The following is a 20382-nucleotide window of genomic DNA, read 5'->3' on the forward strand; positions in this document are numbered from 1 at the left end:
TATGCCGGTCGGCCGGCTCGGTGCAGGCCGCTCAGCGAGGCGTCAGAGCCGTCCGCGTCCGTGGACGTCCTCGGAGAGCCGGATGACGGCGTAGTAGAGCTCCAGGCTCATGCGGACGAAGGCGAGGTAGACCAGGCCGATGATCGGGGAGGCGATGATGAGCAGGAGGCCGAGCAGGGCCGCCCCGCCGCCCTCAAACATGGTCGTGAGTCCCGAGATCGCGATGCCGATGGTCATCAGGCCCACGAGCACGGTCGCGATGACGTAGACGATCTTGACGATGCTCGGCGTGACGAAGGTGTCGAAGTTGAAGTCGAAGAGCGCCATGAGGCCGCCCTGCTTCGGGCGGGGGGCACTCTGGTCTCCGGGCTGCTGTGTGGTCATGGAGACCACGCTAGTGGGTCAGGGTCGCGCGAGCGCTGACCCCGGGCCCGGCTCGTGCGTGCCACACTGCCCGGGTGCCTGATCCCACGCCACCGGAAGCCCCCGTCGTCGCGGTGGTCGGCCCGACGGCGACCGGCAAGTCCGAGCTGGGTGTCCGCCTCGCCCAGGCGCTCGCGGGAGAGGTGGTGGGGGCCGACGCCTCCCAGTTCTACCGGGGTATGGACATCGGAACCGCCAAGCTCAGTCCCGCTGCGCGACAAGGGATCCCGCACCATCAGCTGGATGTCCTGGACGTGCGCGACGAGGCGAGCGTGGCGGCATACCAGCAGGCAGCGCGCGCCGACCTCGCCGCGATCCGGACGCGCGGGAGGGTGCCGGTGGTGGTGGGCGGCTCCGGGCTCTACGTCCGGGCGCTGCTGGACCGGCTCGAGATCCCGCCGACCGACCCGGCCGTGCGGGACCGCTGGGAGGTGGAGCTGGGACGGGTGGGTGCCGAGGCGCTGCACGACCTGCTGCGCGAGCGCGATCCTGTGGCGGCTGACCGCATCGAGCGGCGCAACGGGCGCCGCGTGGTGCGCGCCCTGGAGGTGATCGAGTTGACCGGTCGCCCGTTCAGCGCGACCCTGCCCACCCGCGACCTGGTCGAGCCGACGGTGCTGCTGGGGCTGCGCGCCGACCGGGAGGTCCTGGACGCCAGGATCGACCGGCGCGCGGCGCGGATGTGGGAGCAGGGACTGCTCGACGAGGTGCGAGGGCTGGAGGCGCTCGGGATGCGCGAGGGGCGCACCGCCTCCCGCGCCGTGGGGTATGCGCAGGCGCTGCGCCAGCTGGACGGCGAGCTGAGCGAGCGCGAAGCGGTGGAGGACACGGCCGCGGCGACGCGGCGCCTGGCCCGCAGGCAGCAGTCGTGGTTCGGGCCTGACCCGCGCATCCGGTGGCTCGAGCACGACGCGCCCGACCTGCTGGAGCAGGCGCTGGCGGCCGTGGCCGCCGGCCCACGTGGCGACGGCGCGGACGCGCGCGGGTGAGACTGGGGGCGTGGACCTCGCCTCGCTGATCCGCGCCGCCTCCTCCGAGGAGCTGGACGCAGCTCTGCTCTGGCTCTTCTGGATCGCGAGCGCGCTCGTCGTCTCGCCCGTGGTCGTGCGGGCCACCCGAGGTCTGGTACCGGACGTCGTCGTGCTGCTCGTCCTGGGGTGCCTCATCGGCCCCAGCGTGCTCGCGGTCGCCGAGGTCGGCGCCGGGGTCGAGCTGGTCCGCGAGCTCGGGCTGGGCCTGCTCTTCCTGCTCGCCGGCACCGAGATCGACCCGGCGACGCTGCGTGCCCGCCAGGGCCGCCAGGCGATCCTCACCTGGCTGCTCTGCCTGGGGCTCGCGCTCGCGGTGGCGTGGGCGTTCATCCCGGACGCCACCTTCTCTGCGGCGGCGGTGCTCGCCATCGCGGTGACCTCGACCGCGCTGGGAGCGCTGCTGCCGATCCTCAAGGAGCGGGGCCAGCTGGAGACGCCGCTGGGCACGGCCGTGCTCACCCACGGGGCCGTGGGGGAGCTCATGCCGATCATGGCCATGGCCTTGCTGCTCTCCACCCGCAGCACCTGGGTGTCGGCGGGCGTGCTGCTCGCCTTCTTCGCGCTCGCCGTCGCCGTCGCGGTGGTGCCGCGACGACTCGTCATGCGGGTCCCCGGCATCCGGGCGGCACTGGTCGAGGGCGTCGACACGACCGCGCAGACCGCGATGCGGGTCATCTTCTGGCTGCTGCTGACGCTCATGGCCGCGGCGAGCGTCTTCGAGCTCGACGTGGTGCTCGGTGCCTTCGCCGCGGGATTCATCCTGCGGGCGGTGCGCCCGGAGGGCTTCCACGCGCTCGAGGAACGGCTGGAGGCCACCGCCTACGGGTTCTTCATCCCGGTCTTCTTCGTCACCTCGGGCATGAACGTCGACGTGGCCTCGGTGGCGCAGGCTCCGGTCCTGCTGCTGTCGTTCATCGTCATGATCCTGGTCCTGCGCGGTGGGGTGGTGTGGCTGCGCGAACGCGTCTCCCGCACCGGGTCCGGGCTCACCGACCCCGGCGACCGGCGCCGGCTCGCGCTCTATGCCGCGACCGGGCTGCCGATCATCGTCGCCGTCACCGAGCTGGGGGTCTCGCGCGAGCTCATGCCCGAGGACATCGCCGGCGTCCTCGTCGCCGCCGGCGCGCTCACGGTGCTCATCTTCCCGTTCCTGGCGCGGCCTCCGCGGGCCTGATCAGGCGCGGGTGATCCGCAGCACCCGGAAGCCCTTGCTGCTGGCCTCGCGGGTCACCCGGACCGGCCCCATGTGCCCGGGCAGGGTCTCCCCGAGCCAGCGCTGCAACGAGTCGGCGCCGAGGTTCTTGGACGCGACGAGGTATGCCGCCGCCTCACCATGGTCCGCGAGGCGTGGCAGCCACGTCAGCAGGAGCTCGTGCAGCGCGGCCTTGCCGACCCGGATCGGGGGGTTGGACCAGATGAGGTCGAAGCGCGTGTCGGCGGGGACGTCGTCGGGGCGGCTGACCCGGACACCGGTGCAGCCGAGCTGCTCGGCGTTGCGGCGGGTGAGGTCGAGGGCGCGCTCGTTGGCGTCGACGGCATAGACCGTGGCCGCCGGGGACTCCAGGGCCTGGGTGAGCGCCAGCGGGCCCCAGCCGCACCCGAGATCCAGGAAGGTGCCGCGCGGCGGCGGGGGAGGCGTCTGCTGCAGCAGGATCCTCGTGCCCTTGTCGATGCCGTCGGGGGAGAAGATCCCGGCCGCCGTCGTGACCTCGACCGACCGGCCGGCGAGGCGCACGCTCATCGGCCGCAGCGTGTCCGCCGACGCCGGCTGGGCCGAGAAGTAGTGATCGGCCGGTGGCGTCGGGTCGGGGGCCGGGGGGTGCTCGCTCATCGCCTTTAGTCTCGCACCTGGATCTCCTCCCGGCGGCGTCCGCCGGGCATGAAACCGGTGGCCCCAGGCGTTGAGGTGGTGAGAGGCTGGCGAGAGCCAGCGCACGGCATACCTCGTGCCGAACCCGAAGGAGACCATGGCTGCACCACGCTCACACACCCCGGACCCGACCGGCACCGACGGCGGGCGCGTGCTCGACCGCCGCGCCGCGTCGCTCATCGACGACGACGCCATCGACCTGCGCGAGTCCGACTGGGGCTCCTGGGGCGAGGGCGACCAGGACGCCCGCGAGGGGGCACCCGAGCGCACGCGCGACGGCGACCAGCTGGACCGCGAGGAGCGCGCGGCGCTGCGCCGCGTGGCGGGTCTGTCCACCGAGCTCGAGGACGTCACCGAGGTCGAGTACCGCCAGCTGCGGCTGGAGCGCGTCGTGCTCGCCTCGGTCTGGGAGGACAACGGCCAGACGACGCTCGAGGACGCCGAGAACTCCCTGCGCGAGCTGGCCGCGCTCGCCGAGACCGCTGGATCCACGGTGCTCGACGGCGTGATCCAGCGCCGCCAGAAGCCGGACCCGGCGACCTACCTGGGGTCGGGCAAGGCCGCCGAGCTGCGCGAGATCGTGGCCGCGGAGGGCGCCGACACCGTTGTCTGCGACAACGAGCTGGGCCCGTCGCAGCGTCGCGCCCTGGAGGACATCGTCAAGGTCAAGGTCATCGACCGGACCGCGCTCATCCTTGACATCTTCGCCCAGCACGCCAAGAGCAAGGAGGGTCGCGCCCAGGTCGAGCTGGCCCAGCTGCAGTACCTCCTGCCACGGCTGCGCGGCTGGGGCGAGTCGATGTCTCGCCAGGCCGGTGGCCGGGTTGCCGGCGGTGAGGGCATCGGCTCGCGCGGCCCCGGTGAGACCAAGATCGAGCTGGACCGCCGGCGGATCAACACCCGCATCGCCCGGCTGCGTCGCGAGATCGCCGGCATGAAGACCATGCGCGACACCAAGCGCTCGTCCCGCCGGGACCAGCGGGTGCCGAGCGTGGCGATCGTCGGCTACACCAATGCCGGCAAGTCCTCGCTGCTCAACCGGCTGACCGGCGCCGGCGTGCTCGTGCAGAACCAGCTCTTCGCCACCCTCGACCCGACGGTGCGGCGCACCGAGAGCGAGGAGGGGCGCACCTATACCCTCTCCGACACGGTCGGCTTCGTGAAGCGGCTCCCGCACCAGCTGGTCGAGGCCTTCCGCTCCACGCTCGAGGAGGCGGCCGAGGCCGACGTGCTGCTCCACGTCGTCGACGGGTCGCACCCCGATCCCGAGGGACAGGTGGACGCGGTGCACGCGGTGCTGGCGGAGATCGACGACGGCGTGGCGCTGAAGCTGCCTGAGGTCATCGCGGTCAACAAGGCCGACCTCGCCGACGCCGAGGTGCTGGACCGGCTGCGCGCGGCCTACCCGCGCGTCGTCATCTGCTCGGCGAAGACCGGCGAGGGCGTCCAGGAACTGCTGGAGACGGTCGAGGACGCGCTCCCGCGGCCGGAGATCCTCGTGGACGTGCTGCTGCCCTACGACCGGGGTGATCTCGTCGCGCGGCTGCACGACGAGGCGGAGATCCTGCGCGAGGAGCACACCGGCGCCGGCACCCGGCTGGAGGCCAAGGTCAACCCCGACCTGCACGGCCAGCTGGGTGCCTACGCCGTCTGACCGACACATTCGACCACCGGTTGTCGTGCCATGGTGCGAGGACCGGTGGTCGAATTCTGCGGTCAGGCGGGTCCGGTATGCCGCCAGCCGTCGCCGTCGCGCTCCAGGATCACCCCGGCGCAGGGCTCGAGGTCGGTGGCGAGGTCGGGCCGGCCCCAGGTCGCGAGGGTGGCCAGCAGCGCCCCGCCGTGGCTCACCACGACGACAGTCTCGCCGCGGTGCTGGTCGGCGAGGTCGTCGAGCACCGCACCGACCCGGCTGGCGATCTGCCGGGCGCTCTCGCCGCCCTCCCACGAGGCGTCCAGGTCGCCCCTGGCCCAGGCCCGCATGGTGGGTCCGGCCCAGCCCGAGTCGTGCCGGCTCCCACGGTGAATCCCCGGGTCGAACTCCTGGAGCCCCTCACGAGCGGTCGCGTCGACGCCCAACCGCGCGGCGATCACTTCCGCCGTCTGCACGGCGCGGGCGAGCATGGAGGCGTAGCCGTGGGCGACCCGCTCGTGGGCCAGTCGGTCGGCCGCGGCCCGGGCCTGCTGACGACCCTGGTGCGTCAGCGTGCCGCCCGAGCCGGTCGTGACCTCGGCCTCGTAGGTCGCCTCGCCGTGCCGGAGCAGCACGATCCGGGCGGGGCACTGCAGGTCGCTCACCGAGCCATCCTCGGGCCGACCCGCGCCTCAGTCGCCGAAGGAGTCCGACGCGAGCTCGGACTCCCCGTCGGCGATCGCGGTCACGATCCGGGCCGCGACGTCGTCGGGGTCCAGCCCGGTCGGCAGGCGCGGGGCGTCGCCGTGGACCGGGCGGTCGGCGAGGCCGGTCTCGGTATGCGGCGGCCGGACGTCCAGGACGCTCACCCGGGCGCGGCGCAGCTCCGTGCGCAGGGCGGCGTCGAGCGCCGTCAGGGCGGCCTTGCTCGCCGAGTAGGCGCCCATGCCGGGCATCGGCCGCTCAGCGAGGACGGCGCTCAGCTGGACCACGAAGCCCTCGGCCTCGGTCAGCAGCGGCAGGACCCGACGCAGCAGGAAGGCGGGGCCGACGACGTTGGTCGTGAAGACCTCCTCGATCACCTCGTCCGGGGTCTCGCTCAGTGGCCCGAACGCGGCGATCCCGGCCGCGTTGATGAGGCCGTCGAGCCCGCCGAACTCGGTGCGGGCGGTCTCGGCGAGCCGGTCGCCGGTCGTCGCGTCACCGAGGTCGCCCACGACGACCGGAGCCTCCAGGCCCAGGTCACGCAGCCGCTGCTCGTCCCGCCCGACGAGCACCAGCCTCACCCCCTGCTCGGCGAGGCGACGGGCGATGCGCGACCCGAGGGCGCCACTGGCACCCACGACGGCGACGCGCTGGTCGGACAGCTCTCGGTGCGGCATACCGCTACGCTAGACGCCGCGAGCGACGGCGTCCTGCCGGAGGGCGACGCGGTGGGCACCGGCGGTGTGACACCCTGACCGCCGTGACCACCGCAGAGCACGAGCGCCTCGCCGACTCCGACGACTCGCGCGCCGCCTGGCGCCACTGGGGGCCCTACGTCTCCGCCCGACAGTGGGGGACGGTCCGGGAGGACTACTCCGCAGACGGCAACGCCTGGGCCTCCTTCCCCTTCGACCACGCCCACCTGCGCGCCTACCGCTGGGGCGAGGACGGTCTGGCCGGCCTCTGCGACCTGGACGGCTACCTCAACCTCGGGCTCGCGGTCTGGAACGGTCGCGACGACCGGCTCAAGGAGCGGCTCTTCGGGCTGACCAACCCTCAGGGCAACCACGGAGAGGACGTGAAGGAGTACTGGTGGGCCCTCGAGGGCACCCCCACGCACTCGTACGCCTCCTGGCTCTACCGCTACCCCCAGGCGGCCTTCCCCTACGAGGAGCTGCTGCGGGTCAACGGCGAGCGCGGTGTCGGGGACGAGGAGTACGAGCTCGCGGACACCGGGGTGCTCGACGGGGACCGCTTCTTCGACGTCCAGGTCACGCACGCCAAGGCCAGCCCCAGCGACCTGTGCGTCGAGATCACGGCGACCAACCACGGGCCGGATCCCGCTGCGCTGCACCTGGTCCCGCAGCTGTGGTTCCGCAACACGTGGAGCTGGGGGCTCGACGAACGTCGTCCGCGGCTGTGGGCCGGCGACCCGCGCGAGGGGTATGACGTCGCGATCGTCGGCGAGCACCACGAGCTGGGTCGGGTGCGGCTCTCGGGGTCGGCGGGCCCGGGCGCCGAGGGTGCGCAGGCCCGACTTCTCTTCTGCGACAACGAGACCAACGTCGCCGCGCTCTACGGCGAGGGCGCCGTCCGGGAGGGGACGACGGCCTACCCCAAGGACGCGATCAACCGGGCCGTCGTCCACGGGCAGGCCGACGCCGCCAACCCGGACCAGGAGGGCACCAAGGCGGCCCTGTGGTGGGCTTTCGAGCAGGTCGCGCCGGGTGCGAGCGTGACGGTCCGGCTGCGGCTGACCGATCTGGACGGGGAGCCTTCTCCCGCAGCGGGATTCGAGGACGTCCTCGCCGCTCGCCGCCGGGAGTGCGACGCGTTCTACGCCGCGGTGATCCCCGCCGGCACGAGCGAGGAAGACACCCTGATCGCGCGCAGAGCGTTCGCGGGGCTGCAGTGGTGCAAGCAGCTCTACCTCTACGACCTGCGGCGCTGGATCGAGGGAGACCCGGCGCAACCGCCGCCCCCACCGCAGCGGCATACCCGACAGTTGGGCCGCAACACCCGCTGGCGGCACGTCAACCTCGCCGAGGTCATCTCGATGCCCGACGAGTGGGAGTACCCCTGGTTCGCCACCTGGGACCTCGCCTTCCACTGCGTCGCCCTCGCCCACGTCGACCCGTTCTTCGCCAAGTGGCAGCTGCTGCTCATGTGCCGCGAGTGGGTGATGCACCCCAACGGTCAGCTGGCGGCCTACGAGTGGAACTTTGCCGACGTGAACCCGCCCGTGCACCCCTGGGCCGCGTGGCAGGTCTACAGCATCGACGGCGGGCGCGACCGCGACTTTCTGCAGCGGATCGTGCTCAAGATGCTGCTCAACTTCCCGTGGTGGGTGAACCGCAAGGACTCCGAGGGCTCCAACGTCTTCGAGGGCGGCTTCCTCGGCATGGACAACGTCGGGCTGTTCGACCGCAGCGAGGCGCTGCCGGGCGGGCAGCGGCTGGAGCAGGCCGACGCCACGGCCTGGATGGGGATGTTCTGCCTCAAGATGCTGCGGATGTCGGCCGAGTTGGCGCGCGAGGACGACGCGTGGGACGAGGTGTCCACCAAGTTCCTCGTCCACTTCCTCGCGATCGCCGAGGCGCTGGACGACTTCGGGACGCACCACACCTCGCTGTGGGACGCCGAGGACGAGTTCTTCCACGACGTGCTCGTCGCTGACGACGGCACCGCGCACCGGATGCCAGTGCGGTCGATGGTCGGGCTGCTCCCGCTCACCGGCATCTCGATCGTGCCGGACTGGGTGGCGACCGAGCTGCCGGACCTCACCGACTTCTTCCAGGGGTGGACCGAGCGGCGCCCCGAGCTCGCCGACGCCCTCATCCACACCAACCACCAGGGGTATGCCCTGCGCACCCTCTCCCTCATCTCCCGCGACCAGTGGCAGGCGCTGCTGCGGCCGCTGCTCGACGAGGGGGAGTTCCTTGCACCGCACGGGATCCGGTCGCTCTCGGCGGCGCACCGGGACGGCGTGCAGGTCACCGTCGACGGTGCCCACCTGTCGCTGCGCTACATCCCCGGCGAGTCCGACTCGGGGATGTTCGGCGGCAACTCCAACTGGCGGGGGCCGATCTGGCTGCCGGTCAACGCGCTGCTGCTGGACGCGCTGCGGATCTACGGCCGGGGTGCCGGGGCCGGGGTGCAGGTGGAGTATCCCACCGGCTCGGGACGGCTGCTGGGGATGCCCGAGGTGGCGCACGAGGTCGAGGAGCGGCTGATCTCGCTCTTCCGCACGGGGCCCGACGGGCGGCGGCCGAGCACGCCCAGGCACCATCCGTCGGGGCCGCTGTGGGATGTCCACCCCACCTTCAGCGAGTACTTCCACGGCGACGACGGGACCGGGCTGGGCGCGTCGCACCAGACCGGCTGGACCGCGCTGGTGGCGCACTTCATCTGCGCGCCGGACGGCATACCGAACCGGTAGGGGGGCCAGAGGGGCACTGACAGGGACTTCCTGACCGCGCTCCGCCCCTCCTAGCGTGGGGTCCATGCACACACGAACGCTGGGGCAGGGTCTGCAGGTGTCCGCGATCGGCCTGGGGGCCACGGGGATGTCGATGAGATAAGGCCCCAACCCCGGGAGTCGGGCTCGGGGAAGGGGCGGTCGAAGCACGCGCCGAAGTAGCCGACATCGACCCAGGCCAGGTGGGTGACGATCCCGAGCATGCTGGTGCCGGTGGAGGTCAGCGGGCGCCGCGCGTCGTGCTCGCTCAGCCCCTCGACCTTCCAGAGCACCGCGTCCCGCCCGACCTGCAGGTAGCGGTGCAGGGTCTGCTTGCCGTCGTCCATGGGTCCGAACCTAGCGGTCGGCGCGAGCGGCTGACCGCGGAATTCGACCACGCCCTTGCGCGCCATGGCAGCAGAAGCCGTGGTCGAGATCGGGGTGATGCCGGGATAGCGTGCCCGGTATGGCGAGAGTCACCCAGCGCGCGCGGGTCACCCGGCTCCGGGCCGACGGGTCGGTGCGCGAACGGGCCGACGTGCTCGCGGGGGAGGAGCCGCTGGAGATCCGGGTGAACGGCCGGTCCTTCTCGGTCACCATGCGGACTCCGGGCGACGACTTCGACCTCGCGGTCGGCTTCCTGCACGGCGAAGGGATCGTCAGCTCCTGGGCCGACGTCGCCCAGATCGACTACCGCTCCGGCATCGGCGCCGACGGGATGCGCGACTACAACGTCCTCGACGTCCGGCTGGCCGAGGGCGTCGCGCCGCCGGACCCCTCGCTGCAGCGGTACGTCTACACCTCGTCCTCGTGCGGGGTGTGCGGCACCGCCTCGATCGACGCGGTGCGCCGGTCCGGCGCGCACGACCTGCGGGCCGACCGAACGGCATACCTGCTGGCAGAGGTGTTGGCGCTGCCCGACCGGTTGCGCGCTGCGCAGGCGCTCTTCGACCGGACCGGCGGCGTCCACGCGGCTGGGCTCTTCGTGCCGGGCGACACCGGGGAGGGCCTGGTGCTGGAGTGCCTGCGCGAGGACGTCGGGCGGCACAACGCGGTGGACAAGGTCGTCGGCTGGGCGCTGCGGGAACGGGGTATGCCGCTGCACGGCTCCGTGCTGCAGGTGTCCGGTCGAGCGTCCTTCGAGCTCGTGCAGAAGGCGGCGCTCGCAGGGATCCCGGTGCTCTCGGCCGTGTCGGCCCCGTCGTCGCTGGCGGTGGAGCTGGCCGAGCAGGTCGGCCTGACCCTGGTCGGCTTCAACCGGGGGGAGAGCCTCAACGTCTACACCGGCGGCGACCGGATCCAGTCGGGCTCTGCCTGAGCAGACGAGGCTGCCGGAGCGAGCAGGCGAGGCTGCTGGAGCGGACACACGGGGCTCTCGGAGTGAGCAGGCGAGGCTGCTGGTCGGTGGTTGTGGACGGCGTCGGCGGACGCGGGCGACACGGCATACCCTGAGGTCCATGCCCGCCGATGCCGCTCTCGACGACCTGCTGGCCGCCGCTGTCGGGGGAGTGGGCGGGGTCGACCGCCCCGGCCAGGCGCAGATGGCCCGGGCCGTCGAGCGCGCGGTGGAGCGGGAGGAGCACCTGCTGGTCCAGGCCGGCACCGGCACCGGCAAGTCCCTCGCCTATCTCGTGCCCGCGATCGCGCACGCGGTGCGCACCGGCAAGCCGGCCGTCATCGCCACCGCCACCCTGGCCCTGCAGGCGCAGATCGTCGACCGCGACCTGCCGCGGATCGCCGACGCGCTGGCGCCGCTGCTCGGCCGCCGCCCCACGTTCGCGCTGGTCAAGGGGCGGTCCAACTACCTCTGCGAGCACAAGCTCGTCGGCGGCTTCCCCGACGAGGACGAAGACGCGCTGCTCGCGATGGGGCAGGTCGACCGGGAGCGCTCGCGGCTGGGCGACGAGGTCACCCGGCTGCGCGCGTGGGCCGAGATCACCGAGTCCGGCGACCGGGACGAGCTCGTGCCGGGCGTGAGCAACCGGGCCTGGCGCCAGGTCTCCGTCACGTCGCACGAGTGCCTGGGCAGCCGCTGCCCGGTCGTCGGCGACTGCTACGTCGAGCGCTCTCGTGCGGCCGCGACCGAGGTGGACGTCATCGTCACCAACCACAGCTTCATGGCCATCGACGCCTTCGAGGGCCGCTTCATGCTGCCCGAGCACGACCTGCTCGTCATCGACGAGGCACACGAGCTCACCGACCGGGTGACCTCGACGATCACCGATGAGCTGACCGGGAGCACCGTGTCGGTCGCCGCCCGCCGAGCCGGCAAGGGCGAGGAGGCGCAGCGCCTGGCCGAGACGACCGACCTGCTCACCGAGACGCTCGAGGCGCTGCCCGAGGGCAAGGTCACCTCGCTGCCCGAGCGCCTCGTGAGCACCTTGCAGCTGGTCCGTGACGCCGCCCGCGCCACGCTGTCGGAGATCAAGCCGGACAAGGGCGCCGAGCCCGACGGCGGCACCCAGGTGGCTATCGCCGCCGTGCAGGACGTCTTCGACACCAGCGAGCGGGTGCTCAAGGAGGACGAGCTCGACGTCGTCTGGATCACGCACGAGCAGCGGCGCGGCAGCGTGCTGCGGGTGGCGCCCATGAGCGTGGCGATGCTCGTGCGCGACAAGATCTTCGACGAGCGCACCGTGGTGCTCACCTCGGCCACCCTCGAGCTCGGCGGCACCTTCGACGCCGTCGCGGGGACCCTCGGACTGCGTGGCGCAGGGTCCCCCGCCTGGGAGGGGCTCGACGTCGGCAGCCCGTTCGACTACCCGCAGCAGGCGATCGCGTATGTCGCAGCGCAGCTCCCGCCTCCCGGCCGGGACGGCGCGGGCACGGTCGTCTTCGACGAGATCGAGGAGCTGGTGCGGGCAGCCGGGGGCCGGACCCTCGGGCTCTTCAGCTCCCGGCGGGCTGCCGAGGCGGCGGCGGAGGAGATGCGGGCGCGGCTCGCCGACACCGGCATCACGGTGCGCTGCCAGGGGGAGGACCAGATGCCGACGCTGGTGCGTGAGTTCGCCTCCGACGCGACGACCTGCCTGTTCGGCACACTCTCGCTGTGGCAGGGCGTCGACGTGCCCGGGTCCGCGTGCCAGCTGGTCATCATCGACCGGATCCCCTTCCCGCGGCCGGACGACCCGCTCACCTCCGCCCGCACCGAGGCCATCGGGCGGATGGGCGGCAACGGCTTCATGGCCGTGTCCGCCACGCACGCCGCGCTGCGGCTGGCGCAGGGGGCGGGCCGGCTCATCCGGCGCGGCGACGACCGGGGCGTCGTCGCCTTCCTGGACTCGCGGATGATGTCGGCGCGCTACGCCGGCTTCCTGCAGCGCTCGCTGCCGCCCTTCTGGCCGACCTCGGACCGTGACCTCGTGCTCGGTGCGCTGCGGCGTCTCGACGAGACCGCGCCGGACCCGTTGCCCGTCGCCCACCCCGGGGCGCGCGGGATCGGTGGCGCGCCGCTGCCGACGACGGGTGAGCCCGTGCCGGTCGCCCGGTCGCCGCGCACCGCGGTGACCGGTGGCCACGCCTGGACCGATGAGCAGGACGATGAGCTGCGCGACGGCGTGCAGTCGGGGATCGACCTCGTCCAGCTCGCCGAGCATCTCGACCTGGCGCCCGACCTGGTCACCGCGCGCCTGGGGCAGCTCGGCCTGGAGCTGCCGGCATGAGGCGCGTGGCAGGCTGGACAGCCCGCGCCACCCGAAGGAGCACCTGTGAGCCCTGATCCCAGCGGGTCGGCCGTGCCCACCCTGGCGCTGGTCTCCGGGCCCGAACAGCTGCTCGCCGAGCGCGCCGTCGACTCCCTCGTGCAGCTGGTGCGGGCCGGTGAGCCGGACGCCGAGACCGTCCAGGTGCACGCAAGCAGCTACCAGGCAGGTGAGCTGCTGCTCCACGCGAGCCCGAGCCTCTTCGGCGGGTGGACCATCATCGTGGTCCACGACCTCGACGAGGCCGACGACGCCCTGGTGGAGGACCTGACGAGCTATCTGGAGCAGCCCGCCGACGCGGTCACCCTCGTGGTCCGGCACAAGACCGGCAACCGCGGCAAGAGAGTCCTGGACCGGCTCAAGAAGGACGGTGCCCGGGTCCTGGACGCCAAGGCGGTCAAGACCGAGCGCGACAAGCACGACTTCGTCACCGGAGAGTTCCGGAGCGCCCGGCGCAAGATCGCCCCGGAGGCCGTCGCGGCGCTGGTGCTGGCCGTCGGCAAGGACCTGCGCGAGCTGGCCTCGGCCTGCGAGCAGCTCATCCGCGACGTCGAGGGCCTGGTCGAGACCGAGGACGTCACCACCTACTACGGCGAGAAGGTCGAGACGACCGGCTTCCGCGTGGCCGAGGCGGCGCTCGTCGGCGACCAGGCCCGGGCGATGAGCCTGTTGCGGCACGCCATGCTGGGCGGCCTCGACCCGGTCCCGATTGTCGCGGTGCTCGCCATGCAGCTGCGACAGGTCGGCAAGGTCGCCTCCGCCGGCCGGGGTGGCTCCGCCCAGCTCGCGCGTGATCTCGGCATGGCCCCCTGGCAGGTCGACGCCGCCCGCCGAGTGAGTCAGAACTGGGACGGCGATCGCCTCGGCGCGGCGATCCAGGTGGTCGCCCGGGCCGACGTCGACGTCAAGGGCGGCATCCGCACCGCGGCGGCCGTCCGCAGCCCGGAGCACGCGGTGGAGCGTGCGGTGCTCGAGGTGTGTCGCCTGGCCCAGGGCTGAGGTCTGCGTGCAGGATGGGGTGGCATGGAGCGGCCACCGGGGTACCTCGCCGCCGTCGGACAGGCGCAGGAGCGGTATGCCGCGCTGCCCGCCGACCGGCCGGTGCGCCTGGCCAAGCGCACCAGCAACCTCTTCCGCCGGCGGACCGGTGAGGCGTCCCGGCTGGACCTGGGCGCCTTCACCGGCGTCCTCACGCGCCGAGCAGGGTCGCCCTCCGAGCCCGCCGCGGCCCTCGTCGGGGGCCTGACGACCTACGAGCAGCTCACCGCCGAGCTCCTCGGCGACCCGGCCATGCCTGCCATCCCCCTCGTCGTCCCGCAGCTGCGCACCATCACCCTCGGCGGAGCCGTGGTGGGTCTCGGCATCGAGTCCACCTCCTTCCGCTCCGGTCTGCCGCACGAGTCCGTGCTCGAGGCCGACATCCTCACCGGCGCCGGCGAGGTCGTCACCGCGCGGCCGGACGGCGAGCACGCCGACCTGTTCCGCGCCCTGGCCAACTCCTACGGCACCCTCGGCTACTGCCTCGGCCTCGTGGTCGAGCTCGAGCCGGCGCGGCCGTTCGTCGCCCTGCGTCACGAGCGCTTCACCGACCTCGACACGGCGATGGACGCGGTGCGCGAGATCATGTCCACCGGCACGCGCGCGGGGGAGCGGGTGGACTTCCTCGACGGGATCGTCTTCTCGGGCATGGAGAGCTATCTCACGCTGGGGCGCTGGGTGGACGCCGAGGAGGCGCGCGCCGCCGGTCTGGGCAGCCCCAGCGACTACACCAGCCAGCAGATCTACTACCGCTCGGTGCAGCACCGCCGCGAGGACCTGCTCACCGCCGCCGACTACCTGTGGCGGTGGGACACCGACTGGTTCTGGTGCTCCCGGGCCTTCGGCGCGCAGCACCCCGCGGTCCGTCGCGTCTGGCCGGCCCGCTGGCGGCGCAGCGACGTCTACTGGCGCCTCATCGGCCTGGAGCAGCGGTATGCCCCGCAGGCCCGGCTCCGGCGGGTGCGCGGGCTGCCGGCTCAGGAGCGGGTGGTGCAGGACGTCGAGATCCCGCTGGAGCGCACCGCGGAGTTCCTGCGCTGGTTCCTCGAGACCGTGCCCATCGAGCCGCTCTGGCTCTGCCCGGTCCGCCTCCGCGACACCTCGGCGGCGCGCCCGTGGCCGCTCTACCCGATGGAGGCCGGCCGCGACTACGTCAACGTCGGCTTCTGGTCGGCCGTCGACATCGCCCCCGGCGGGCGGGACGGCGACGTCAACCGGGCCATCGAGGCGAAGGTCACCGAGCTCGGCGGGCACAAGGGCCTCTACTCCACGGCGACCTACGACCGGGAGACCTTCGACGAGCTCTACGGCGGCCCGACCCACGCCGAGGTCAAGGCGCACTACGACCCCGACGGCCGGCTCCCGACTCTCTACGACAAGGCGGTGGGATCACGATGAGCACCCTCTCCGGCGCCCAGATCTTCGAGGCGCTCGTCGGGCCGGTCGCCGGCCTGGCGGTGGCGGCCTGGGACGGCTCGCGCGGCGGTGACCCCGAGGGCCGGGTGCTCCACCTGGACTCGCCCCGGGCGCTGGAGCACCTCGTCACCTCGCCCAGCAGCGAGCTCGGCCTGGCCCGCGCCTACCTCACCGGAGACCTGCGCATCGAAGGGATGGTCGAGGGCGACCCCTACCCCGAGATGGTGCTGCTGCGCGACCTGGTCACGACCAAGCGGCGCTCCGTGCGTGACCTGCCGCACGTCGCCCGCGCCCTCGGGCAGCTGCGGCCCCGCCCACCCGCGCTGCCCCCGGAGGAGACACCCACCCGGGCCCGCCGCCTCGCGGACGGGCTCCGGCACGGCCGTCGCCGCGACGCCGTCGCCATCGCGCACCACTACGACGTCTCCAACCGGTTCTACGAGCTGGTGCTCGGCCCGTCGATGACCTACACGTGCGCGGCATACCCCGGTGACGACGCGACCCTCGAGGAGGCGCAGGCGCACAAGCACGACCTGGTCTGCCGCAAGCTGGGGCTGGCGCCGGGCATGCGCCTGCTCGACGTCGGCTGCGGCTGGGGCCAGATGGTGCGGCACGCGGTGGAGCACTACGGCGTCACGGCGCTGGGTGTCACCCTGTCGCGGCAGCAGGCCGCCTGGGGCCAGCAGATGCTGGAGCGGCGCGGGTTCGCCGGCCGGGCAGAGATCCGGCACAGCGACTACCGCGACGTGACCGAGCGGGGCTTCGACGCGGTCTCCTCGATCGGGCTCACCGAGCACATCGGGGTGCGGCGCTACCCCGCCTACTTCGCCTTCCTGCGTGACCGGCTGCGCGACGAGGGCCGGCTGCTCAACCACTGCATCACCTGGGCCGACAACCAGCGGGCGCCGATGGCGCGGCAGGCCTTCGTCGAGCGCTACGTCTTCCCCGACGGCGAGCTCGCCGGATCCGGCACCATCGTGTCGCGCATCGAGGACGTCGGCCTCGAGGTGCGCCATCAGGAGAACCTGCGCGAGCACTACGCCCGCACCTGCGGCGCCTGGTGCGCGAACCTCGCCGCGCACTGGGACGAGTGCGTCGCCGAGGCCGGGCTCGGGCGGGCGCGGGTTTGGGGGCTCTACCTCGCCGGGTCGCGGATGAACTTCGAGCGCCGCGGTATGGAGCTGCACCAGGTGCTCGCGGTCCGCACCTCCGATGCCGGTCGCTCCGGGATAGGGCTGGGCCGGGTGCAGGTCTGACCCGGGACACCGGCGTCACGAGCGCAGACCACGACTTGGGCGAGTCGCCGCGGCGCTGCTACCGTTGCTCTTTGCGTGCGCGCTCGGTCGTGCGCGCATGCGCAGCAGCACCCCGCGCGTCGGAACTCGCCAGGGCATCCCCACGCCTCGTTCGTCCGGCCGCGCGGTCGTCGCCCTCAACGACACCAGAACCAACGACTGAAGCAGGAAGAGCTACGTGGCAAACATCAAGAGCCAGATCAAGCGCGTCAAGACCAACGCCGCGCGCACCGAGCGCAACCGCGCCTACAAGTCGGAGCTGCGGACCTTCATCCGCAAGTTCCGCGAGGCCGCGGACAGCGGCGAGCGCGGTAAGGCCGAGTCGGCCCTGCAGGCCGCCTCGCGCAAGCTGGACAAGGCCGTCACCAAGGGCGTGATCCACAAGAACCAGGCCGCCAACAAGAAGTCGGCGATGGCCAAGCGGTTCAACTCGATCGGCGCCTGAGGCCGCGCGATCGACCACGGCCCCTCTCCCGCTCCGCCGGGTGAGGGGCCGTCGTCGTTCGTGGCGCTGCGCTACCATGGGCGCACCATGGCGACCCGTCCCGAGCTTCTTCTTACCAGGCCGCGCTAGCAGAACGCATACCTGCGAGCGCGGCCAGCCCCTCCCACGTGAGGGGCTTTTGTGTGCACGCTGCACGACGACCTGGAACCGGCGGACCGCGACGAGAACGGACGAGAGCGACAGATGAGCGAGCGAACCCCCCAGCACCGCTACACCGCCGAGCTGGCGAACCAGATCGAGCGGCGCTGGCAGGACCGGTGGGAGGAGCAGGACACCTTCTCCTCCGCCAACCCGGCCGGGCCGTGGGCGGCCCCCGACGACCCTCGCCTCGCCCCCGACCGGGAGCACCGCGTCGTCATGGACATGTTCCCCTACCCCTCGGGCGCCGGGATGCACGTCGGGCACCCGCTGGGCTACGTCGCCACCGACGTCTACACCCGCTTCCTGCGCACCACCGGCACCAACGTCATGTATGCCATGGGGTTCGACGCCTTCGGCCTGCCCGCCGAGCACTACGCCGTGCAGACCGGGCAGCACCCGCGGGTGACGACCGAGGAGGCGATGGCGACCTACCGGCGGCAGATGCGGATGATCGGGCTGTCGCACGAGCCGCGGCGCACCTTCGCCACGATCGACCCCGACTACGTCCGCTGGACGCAGTGGATCTTCCAGCGCATCTACGACGCGTGGTACGACCCCGAGGCCGCCCCACGGGAGGGCTCCGGTCAGCGTGGTCCGGGCCGCGCGCGGCCGATCGCCGAGCTGGTGGAGGAGTTCGCCTCGGGCCGGCGTCCGACTCCGGGCGGGACTCCCTGGGCGCAGCTGTCCGGGCCCGAGCGGGCGCAGCTGCTCGATCACTTCCGGCTGGCCTACGTCTCCTCCGCCCCGGTCAACTGGTGCCCCGGTCTGGGCACGGTGCTGGCCAACGAGGAGGTCATCGACGGCAGGTCCGAGCGCGGGGACTTCCCGGTCTTCAAGCGCAACCTGTCGCAGTGGATGATGCGGATCACGGCGTATGCCGATCGCCTCACCGACGACCTGGACCGCCTGGACTGGCCGGAGAAGGTCCGGCTCATGCAGCGGCACTGGATCGGGCGCTCGACGGGCGCGGAGGTCGACTTCGCCGCGCCCACGACCGACGGAGGGACGGCGTGGCTCACCGTCTTCACGACCCGGCCGGACACCGTCTTCGGCACGACCTTCATGGTGCTGGCTCCCGAGCACCCGCTGGTCGATCGCCTCGTGCCGGAGTCCTGGCCCGAGGGCACCGCCGAGGCCTGGACGGGGTCACCCACCGGCGCAGCGACGCCGGGGGAGGCGGTGACGGCCTACCAGCGACACGCCTTGAGCAAGAGCGACGTGGAGCGGCAGACCGAGGGGAAGACCAAGACGGGTGTCTTCACCGGGGCGTTCGCGACCAACCCTGCGACCGGGGCGGCGATCCCCGTCTTCGTCGCCGACTACGTGCTCATGGGCTACGGCACGGGCGCGGTGATGGGCGTGCCGGGGCAGGACCAGCGCGACTGGGACTTCGCGACCACCTTCGGGCTGCCGATCGTCCGGACCGTGCAGCCGACACCGGACCACCCCGAGGACGAGGCCTACGGCGGCGACGGTCCGGCGATCAACTCGGCCAACGACCAGATCAGCCTTGACGGGATGGGGGTCGAGGAGGCCACGGCGGCGATCATCGCGTGGCTGGAGGAGCAGGGCAGCGGCCGGGCCACCGTGACCTACCGGCTGCGCGACTGGTTGTTCAGCCGGCAGCGCTACTGGGGTGAGCCGTTCCCCGTCGTCTGGGACGCCGACGGCGTGGCTCACCTGGTGCCCGACGACCAGCTGCCCGTGACGCTGCCGGAGGTGCCGGACTACACGCCGCGGACCTTCGCGCCGGACGACGCCGACAGCCAGCCGGAGGCGCCGCTGGCGCGCGCCGGTGACTGGGTGCACACGACGATGGACCTCGGCGACGGACGAGGCCCGGTGCCGGTGCGCCGCGAGACCAACACGATGCCCAACTGGGCGGGGTCGTGCTGGTACTACTTGCGCTACCTCGACCCCGCCAACACCGAGCTGCCGGTCGACCCGGAGGTGGAGGACTACTGGATCGGGCCGCGCGAGCATCCGGTGGCGGGCGCTCCGGAGGGCGCGGTCGACCCCGGTGGCGTCGACCTCTACGTGGGTGGTGTCGAGCACGCCGTGCTGCACCTGCTCTACGCCCGTTTCTGGCACAAGGTGCTCTTCGACCTGGGCTTCGTCAACTCGGAGGAGCCGTTCCGGCGGCTCATCAACCAGGGCATGATCGAGGCCTCCGTCTATCGCGACGCCCGCGGTTTCCCCGTGCCGGCGGCGGAGGTGGAAGAGCACGTTGAGCACGGGTCGGCGGCCCCGACCTACACGTGGAACGGCCAGCCGGTCACGCAGGAGCACGGCAAGATGGGCAAGTCGCTCAAGAACGTCGTGACCCCGGACGAGATGGTCGCCGACTACGGCGCCGACACCTTCCGCGTCTACGAGATGTCGATGGGCCCCCTGGAGCAGTACCGCCCCTGGGAGACCCGGGCGGTCGTGGGCAGCCAGCGGTTTCTGCAGCGGCTCTGGCGCAACATCATCGACGAGGAGACCGGCGAGGTCACCGTGACCGACGACGGTGACGCCCTCACCCCCGAGCTGGAGAGGGCGCTGCACCGGACCATCGACACCGTCCGCTCGGACTACGCCGCGCTGCGGACCAACACCGCGATCGCCCGGATGATCGAGCTCAACAACCTGCTGACCAAGCAGGACCGGGTGCCGCGGGCTGCCGTGGAGCCGCTGGTGCAGCTGGTCGGCCCGGTCGCTCCGCACGTCGCGTCCGAGCTCTGGGAGCGGCTGGGGCACGAGGACCTGGACTACACGCCCTTCCCGGAGGCCGACCCGGCGCTGCTGGTCGACGACACCGTCACTGCGGTCGTCCAGGTCAAGGGCAAGGTCCGCGACCGCCTGGAGGTGCCGGCCGACATCGATGCGGCCGACCTGGAGGCGCGCGCGCTCGCGAGCGAGCGGGTGCAGGGCTTCCTCGACGGCGCCACCGTGCGCAAGGTCATCGTGCGTGCCCCGACGCTGATCAACATCGTCGTCTGATCCGAGGTATGGCGCTCGCGCCTCACCCCCATGGGTGAGGCCGAGGCGGTTCCTGTGGATTCCCTGGGCCGGAGCGGCTACGCTGGGTCGGATACGTGACGCGAATGCGCCGCTGGCCTGAGGTAGACGGGTCAGTTGCGGTTCGGGGTGCAGCACCGGCAGTGGGAGCCGATGCGCACCTCGCT

At 72.5% G+C, this 20382-nt stretch carries 15 protein-coding genes and 1 pseudogene; 11 read left to right on the forward strand and 5 right to left on the reverse strand.

Going from position 1 to position 20382, the window contains the following annotated elements:
• Positions 1-42: 42 nt before the first annotated feature.
• The gene (locus AC5PYY_RS09525; protein ID WP_493896581.1) at positions 43-384 is read right to left on the reverse strand and encodes a DUF4282 domain-containing protein; all 342 of its coding nucleotides are present in this window, start codon (positions 382-384) and stop codon (positions 43-45) included.
• 74 nt (positions 385-458) lie between these two features.
• On the opposite strand from AC5PYY_RS09525, the gene miaA reads away from it, so the two are divergent.
• Positions 459-1412, forward strand: a complete 954-nt coding sequence (gene miaA / locus AC5PYY_RS09530; protein ID WP_493896582.1) for a tRNA (adenosine(37)-N6)-dimethylallyltransferase MiaA — start codon at positions 459-461, stop codon at positions 1410-1412.
• A gap of 10 nt (positions 1413-1422) precedes the next feature.
• Entirely contained in the window at positions 1423-2628 is a 1206-nt protein-coding gene (locus AC5PYY_RS09535; RefSeq protein WP_493896583.1) for a cation:proton antiporter, read from the forward strand.
• Here the strand turns inward: AC5PYY_RS09535 and AC5PYY_RS09540 are convergent, their stop codons facing one another.
• On the reverse strand, positions 2629-3285 hold the full coding sequence (locus AC5PYY_RS09540; protein WP_493896584.1) for a class I SAM-dependent methyltransferase: 657 nt from the start codon (positions 3283-3285) through the stop codon (positions 2629-2631). It abuts the gene before it with no gap.
• A gap of 136 nt (positions 3286-3421) precedes the next feature.
• Between AC5PYY_RS09540 and hflX the strand changes: the two genes are divergently transcribed.
• Positions 3422-4978 carry a GTPase HflX gene (gene hflX, locus AC5PYY_RS09545; RefSeq protein ID WP_493896585.1) on the forward strand — a complete coding sequence of 519 codons (1557 nt, stop codon included), beginning with the start codon at positions 3422-3424 and terminating at the stop codon, positions 4976-4978.
• A 62-nt stretch (positions 4979-5040) separates the two neighbouring features.
• Here hflX and AC5PYY_RS09550 read toward each other — a convergent pair whose 3' ends face one another.
• Together AC5PYY_RS09550 and AC5PYY_RS09555 are read right to left on the reverse strand one after the other, a co-directional pair.
• A complete protein-coding gene (locus AC5PYY_RS09550) occupies positions 5041-5622 on the reverse strand; it encodes a histidine phosphatase family protein (protein ID WP_493896586.1) in 582 nt (193 codons plus the stop codon).
• A gap of 27 nt (positions 5623-5649) precedes the next feature.
• Complete coding sequence (locus tag AC5PYY_RS09555) at positions 5650-6339, reverse strand: SDR family NAD(P)-dependent oxidoreductase (RefSeq protein WP_493896587.1); 690 nt, start codon at positions 6337-6339, stop codon at positions 5650-5652.
• Between the two features lie 83 nt (positions 6340-6422).
• Here AC5PYY_RS09555 and AC5PYY_RS09560 point away from each other — a divergent pair, with 83 nt between their 5' ends.
• A complete protein-coding gene (locus tag AC5PYY_RS09560; protein WP_493896588.1) occupies positions 6423-9101 on the forward strand; it encodes an MGH1-like glycoside hydrolase domain-containing protein in 2679 nt (892 codons plus the stop codon).
• 155 nt (positions 9102-9256) lie between these two features.
• Here AC5PYY_RS09560 and AC5PYY_RS09565 read toward each other — a convergent pair.
• Positions 9257-9532 (reverse strand): annotated as a pseudogene (locus AC5PYY_RS09565) (mycothiol transferase); the annotation flags it as partial.
• A 53-nt stretch (positions 9533-9585) separates the two neighbouring features.
• On the opposite strand from AC5PYY_RS09565, the gene fdhD reads away from it, so the two are divergent.
• The 7 genes from fdhD to leuS all read left to right on the forward strand — a co-directional run bounded on the left by fdhD (position 9586) and on the right by leuS (position 20197).
• Positions 9586-10437, forward strand: a complete 852-nt coding sequence (fdhD, locus tag AC5PYY_RS09570; RefSeq protein ID WP_493896589.1) for a formate dehydrogenase accessory sulfurtransferase FdhD — start codon at positions 9586-9588, stop codon at positions 10435-10437.
• A 139-nt stretch (positions 10438-10576) separates the two neighbouring features.
• The gene (locus tag AC5PYY_RS09575) at positions 10577-12781 is read left to right on the forward strand and encodes an ATP-dependent DNA helicase (protein ID WP_493896590.1); all 2205 of its coding nucleotides are present in this window, start codon (positions 10577-10579) and stop codon (positions 12779-12781) included.
• A gap of 45 nt (positions 12782-12826) precedes the next feature.
• Positions 12827-13819: a DNA polymerase III subunit delta gene (gene holA, locus AC5PYY_RS09580; protein ID WP_493896591.1), complete on the forward strand. Its 993-nt coding sequence runs from the start codon at positions 12827-12829 to the stop codon at positions 13817-13819.
• Positions 13820-13843: 24 nt separating this feature from the next.
• Positions 13844-15256, forward strand: coding sequence for an FAD-binding oxidoreductase (locus AC5PYY_RS09585; protein ID WP_493896592.1), 1413 nt, complete (start codon positions 13844-13846; stop codon positions 15254-15256).
• Positions 15253-16530 carry a class I SAM-dependent methyltransferase gene (locus AC5PYY_RS09590; protein ID WP_493896593.1) on the forward strand — a complete coding sequence of 426 codons (1278 nt, stop codon included), beginning with the start codon at positions 15253-15255 and terminating at the stop codon, positions 16528-16530. The genes AC5PYY_RS09585 and AC5PYY_RS09590 overlap by 4 nt, the downstream gene beginning before the upstream one ends.
• A 217-nt stretch (positions 16531-16747) precedes the next feature.
• The gene (gene rpsT / locus AC5PYY_RS09595) at positions 16748-17014 is read left to right on the forward strand and encodes a 30S ribosomal protein S20 (protein WP_493896594.1); all 267 of its coding nucleotides are present in this window, start codon (positions 16748-16750) and stop codon (positions 17012-17014) included.
• Positions 17015-17257: 243 nt separating this feature from the next.
• Complete coding sequence (gene leuS / locus AC5PYY_RS09600) at positions 17258-20197, forward strand: leucine--tRNA ligase (protein WP_493896595.1); 2940 nt, start codon at positions 17258-17260, stop codon at positions 20195-20197.
• The last annotated feature ends 185 nt before the right edge of the window (positions 20198-20382 follow it).

Source organism: Serinicoccus sp. JS2-9 (assembly GCF_059025165.1).

Excerpts from the sequence above, each read along its gene's own strand:
- AC5PYY_RS09525 (WP_493896581.1), bottom strand. The coding sequence starts at position 384 with ATGACCACACAGCAGCCCGGAGACCAGAGTGCCCCCCGCCCGAAGCAG.
- leuS (WP_493896595.1), top strand. The coding sequence starts at position 17,258 with ATGAGCGAGCGAACCCCCCAGCACCGCTACACCGCCGAGCTGGCGAAC.
- AC5PYY_RS09585 (WP_493896592.1), top strand. The coding sequence starts at position 13,844 with ATGGAGCGGCCACCGGGGTACCTCGCCGCCGTCGGACAGGCGCAGGAG.
- fdhD (WP_493896589.1), top strand. The coding sequence starts at position 9,586 with ATGGCGAGAGTCACCCAGCGCGCGCGGGTCACCCGGCTCCGGGCCGAC.
- AC5PYY_RS09575 (WP_493896590.1), top strand. The coding sequence starts at position 10,577 with ATGCCCGCCGATGCCGCTCTCGACGACCTGCTGGCCGCCGCTGTCGGG.
- AC5PYY_RS09540 (WP_493896584.1), bottom strand. The coding sequence starts at position 3,285 with ATGAGCGAGCACCCCCCGGCCCCCGACCCGACGCCACCGGCCGATCAC.
- AC5PYY_RS09555 (WP_493896587.1), bottom strand. The coding sequence starts at position 6,339 with ATGCCGCACCGAGAGCTGTCCGACCAGCGCGTCGCCGTCGTGGGTGCC.
- hflX (WP_493896585.1), top strand. The coding sequence starts at position 3,422 with ATGGCTGCACCACGCTCACACACCCCGGACCCGACCGGCACCGACGGC.
- AC5PYY_RS09590 (WP_493896593.1), top strand. The coding sequence starts at position 15,253 with ATGAGCACCCTCTCCGGCGCCCAGATCTTCGAGGCGCTCGTCGGGCCG.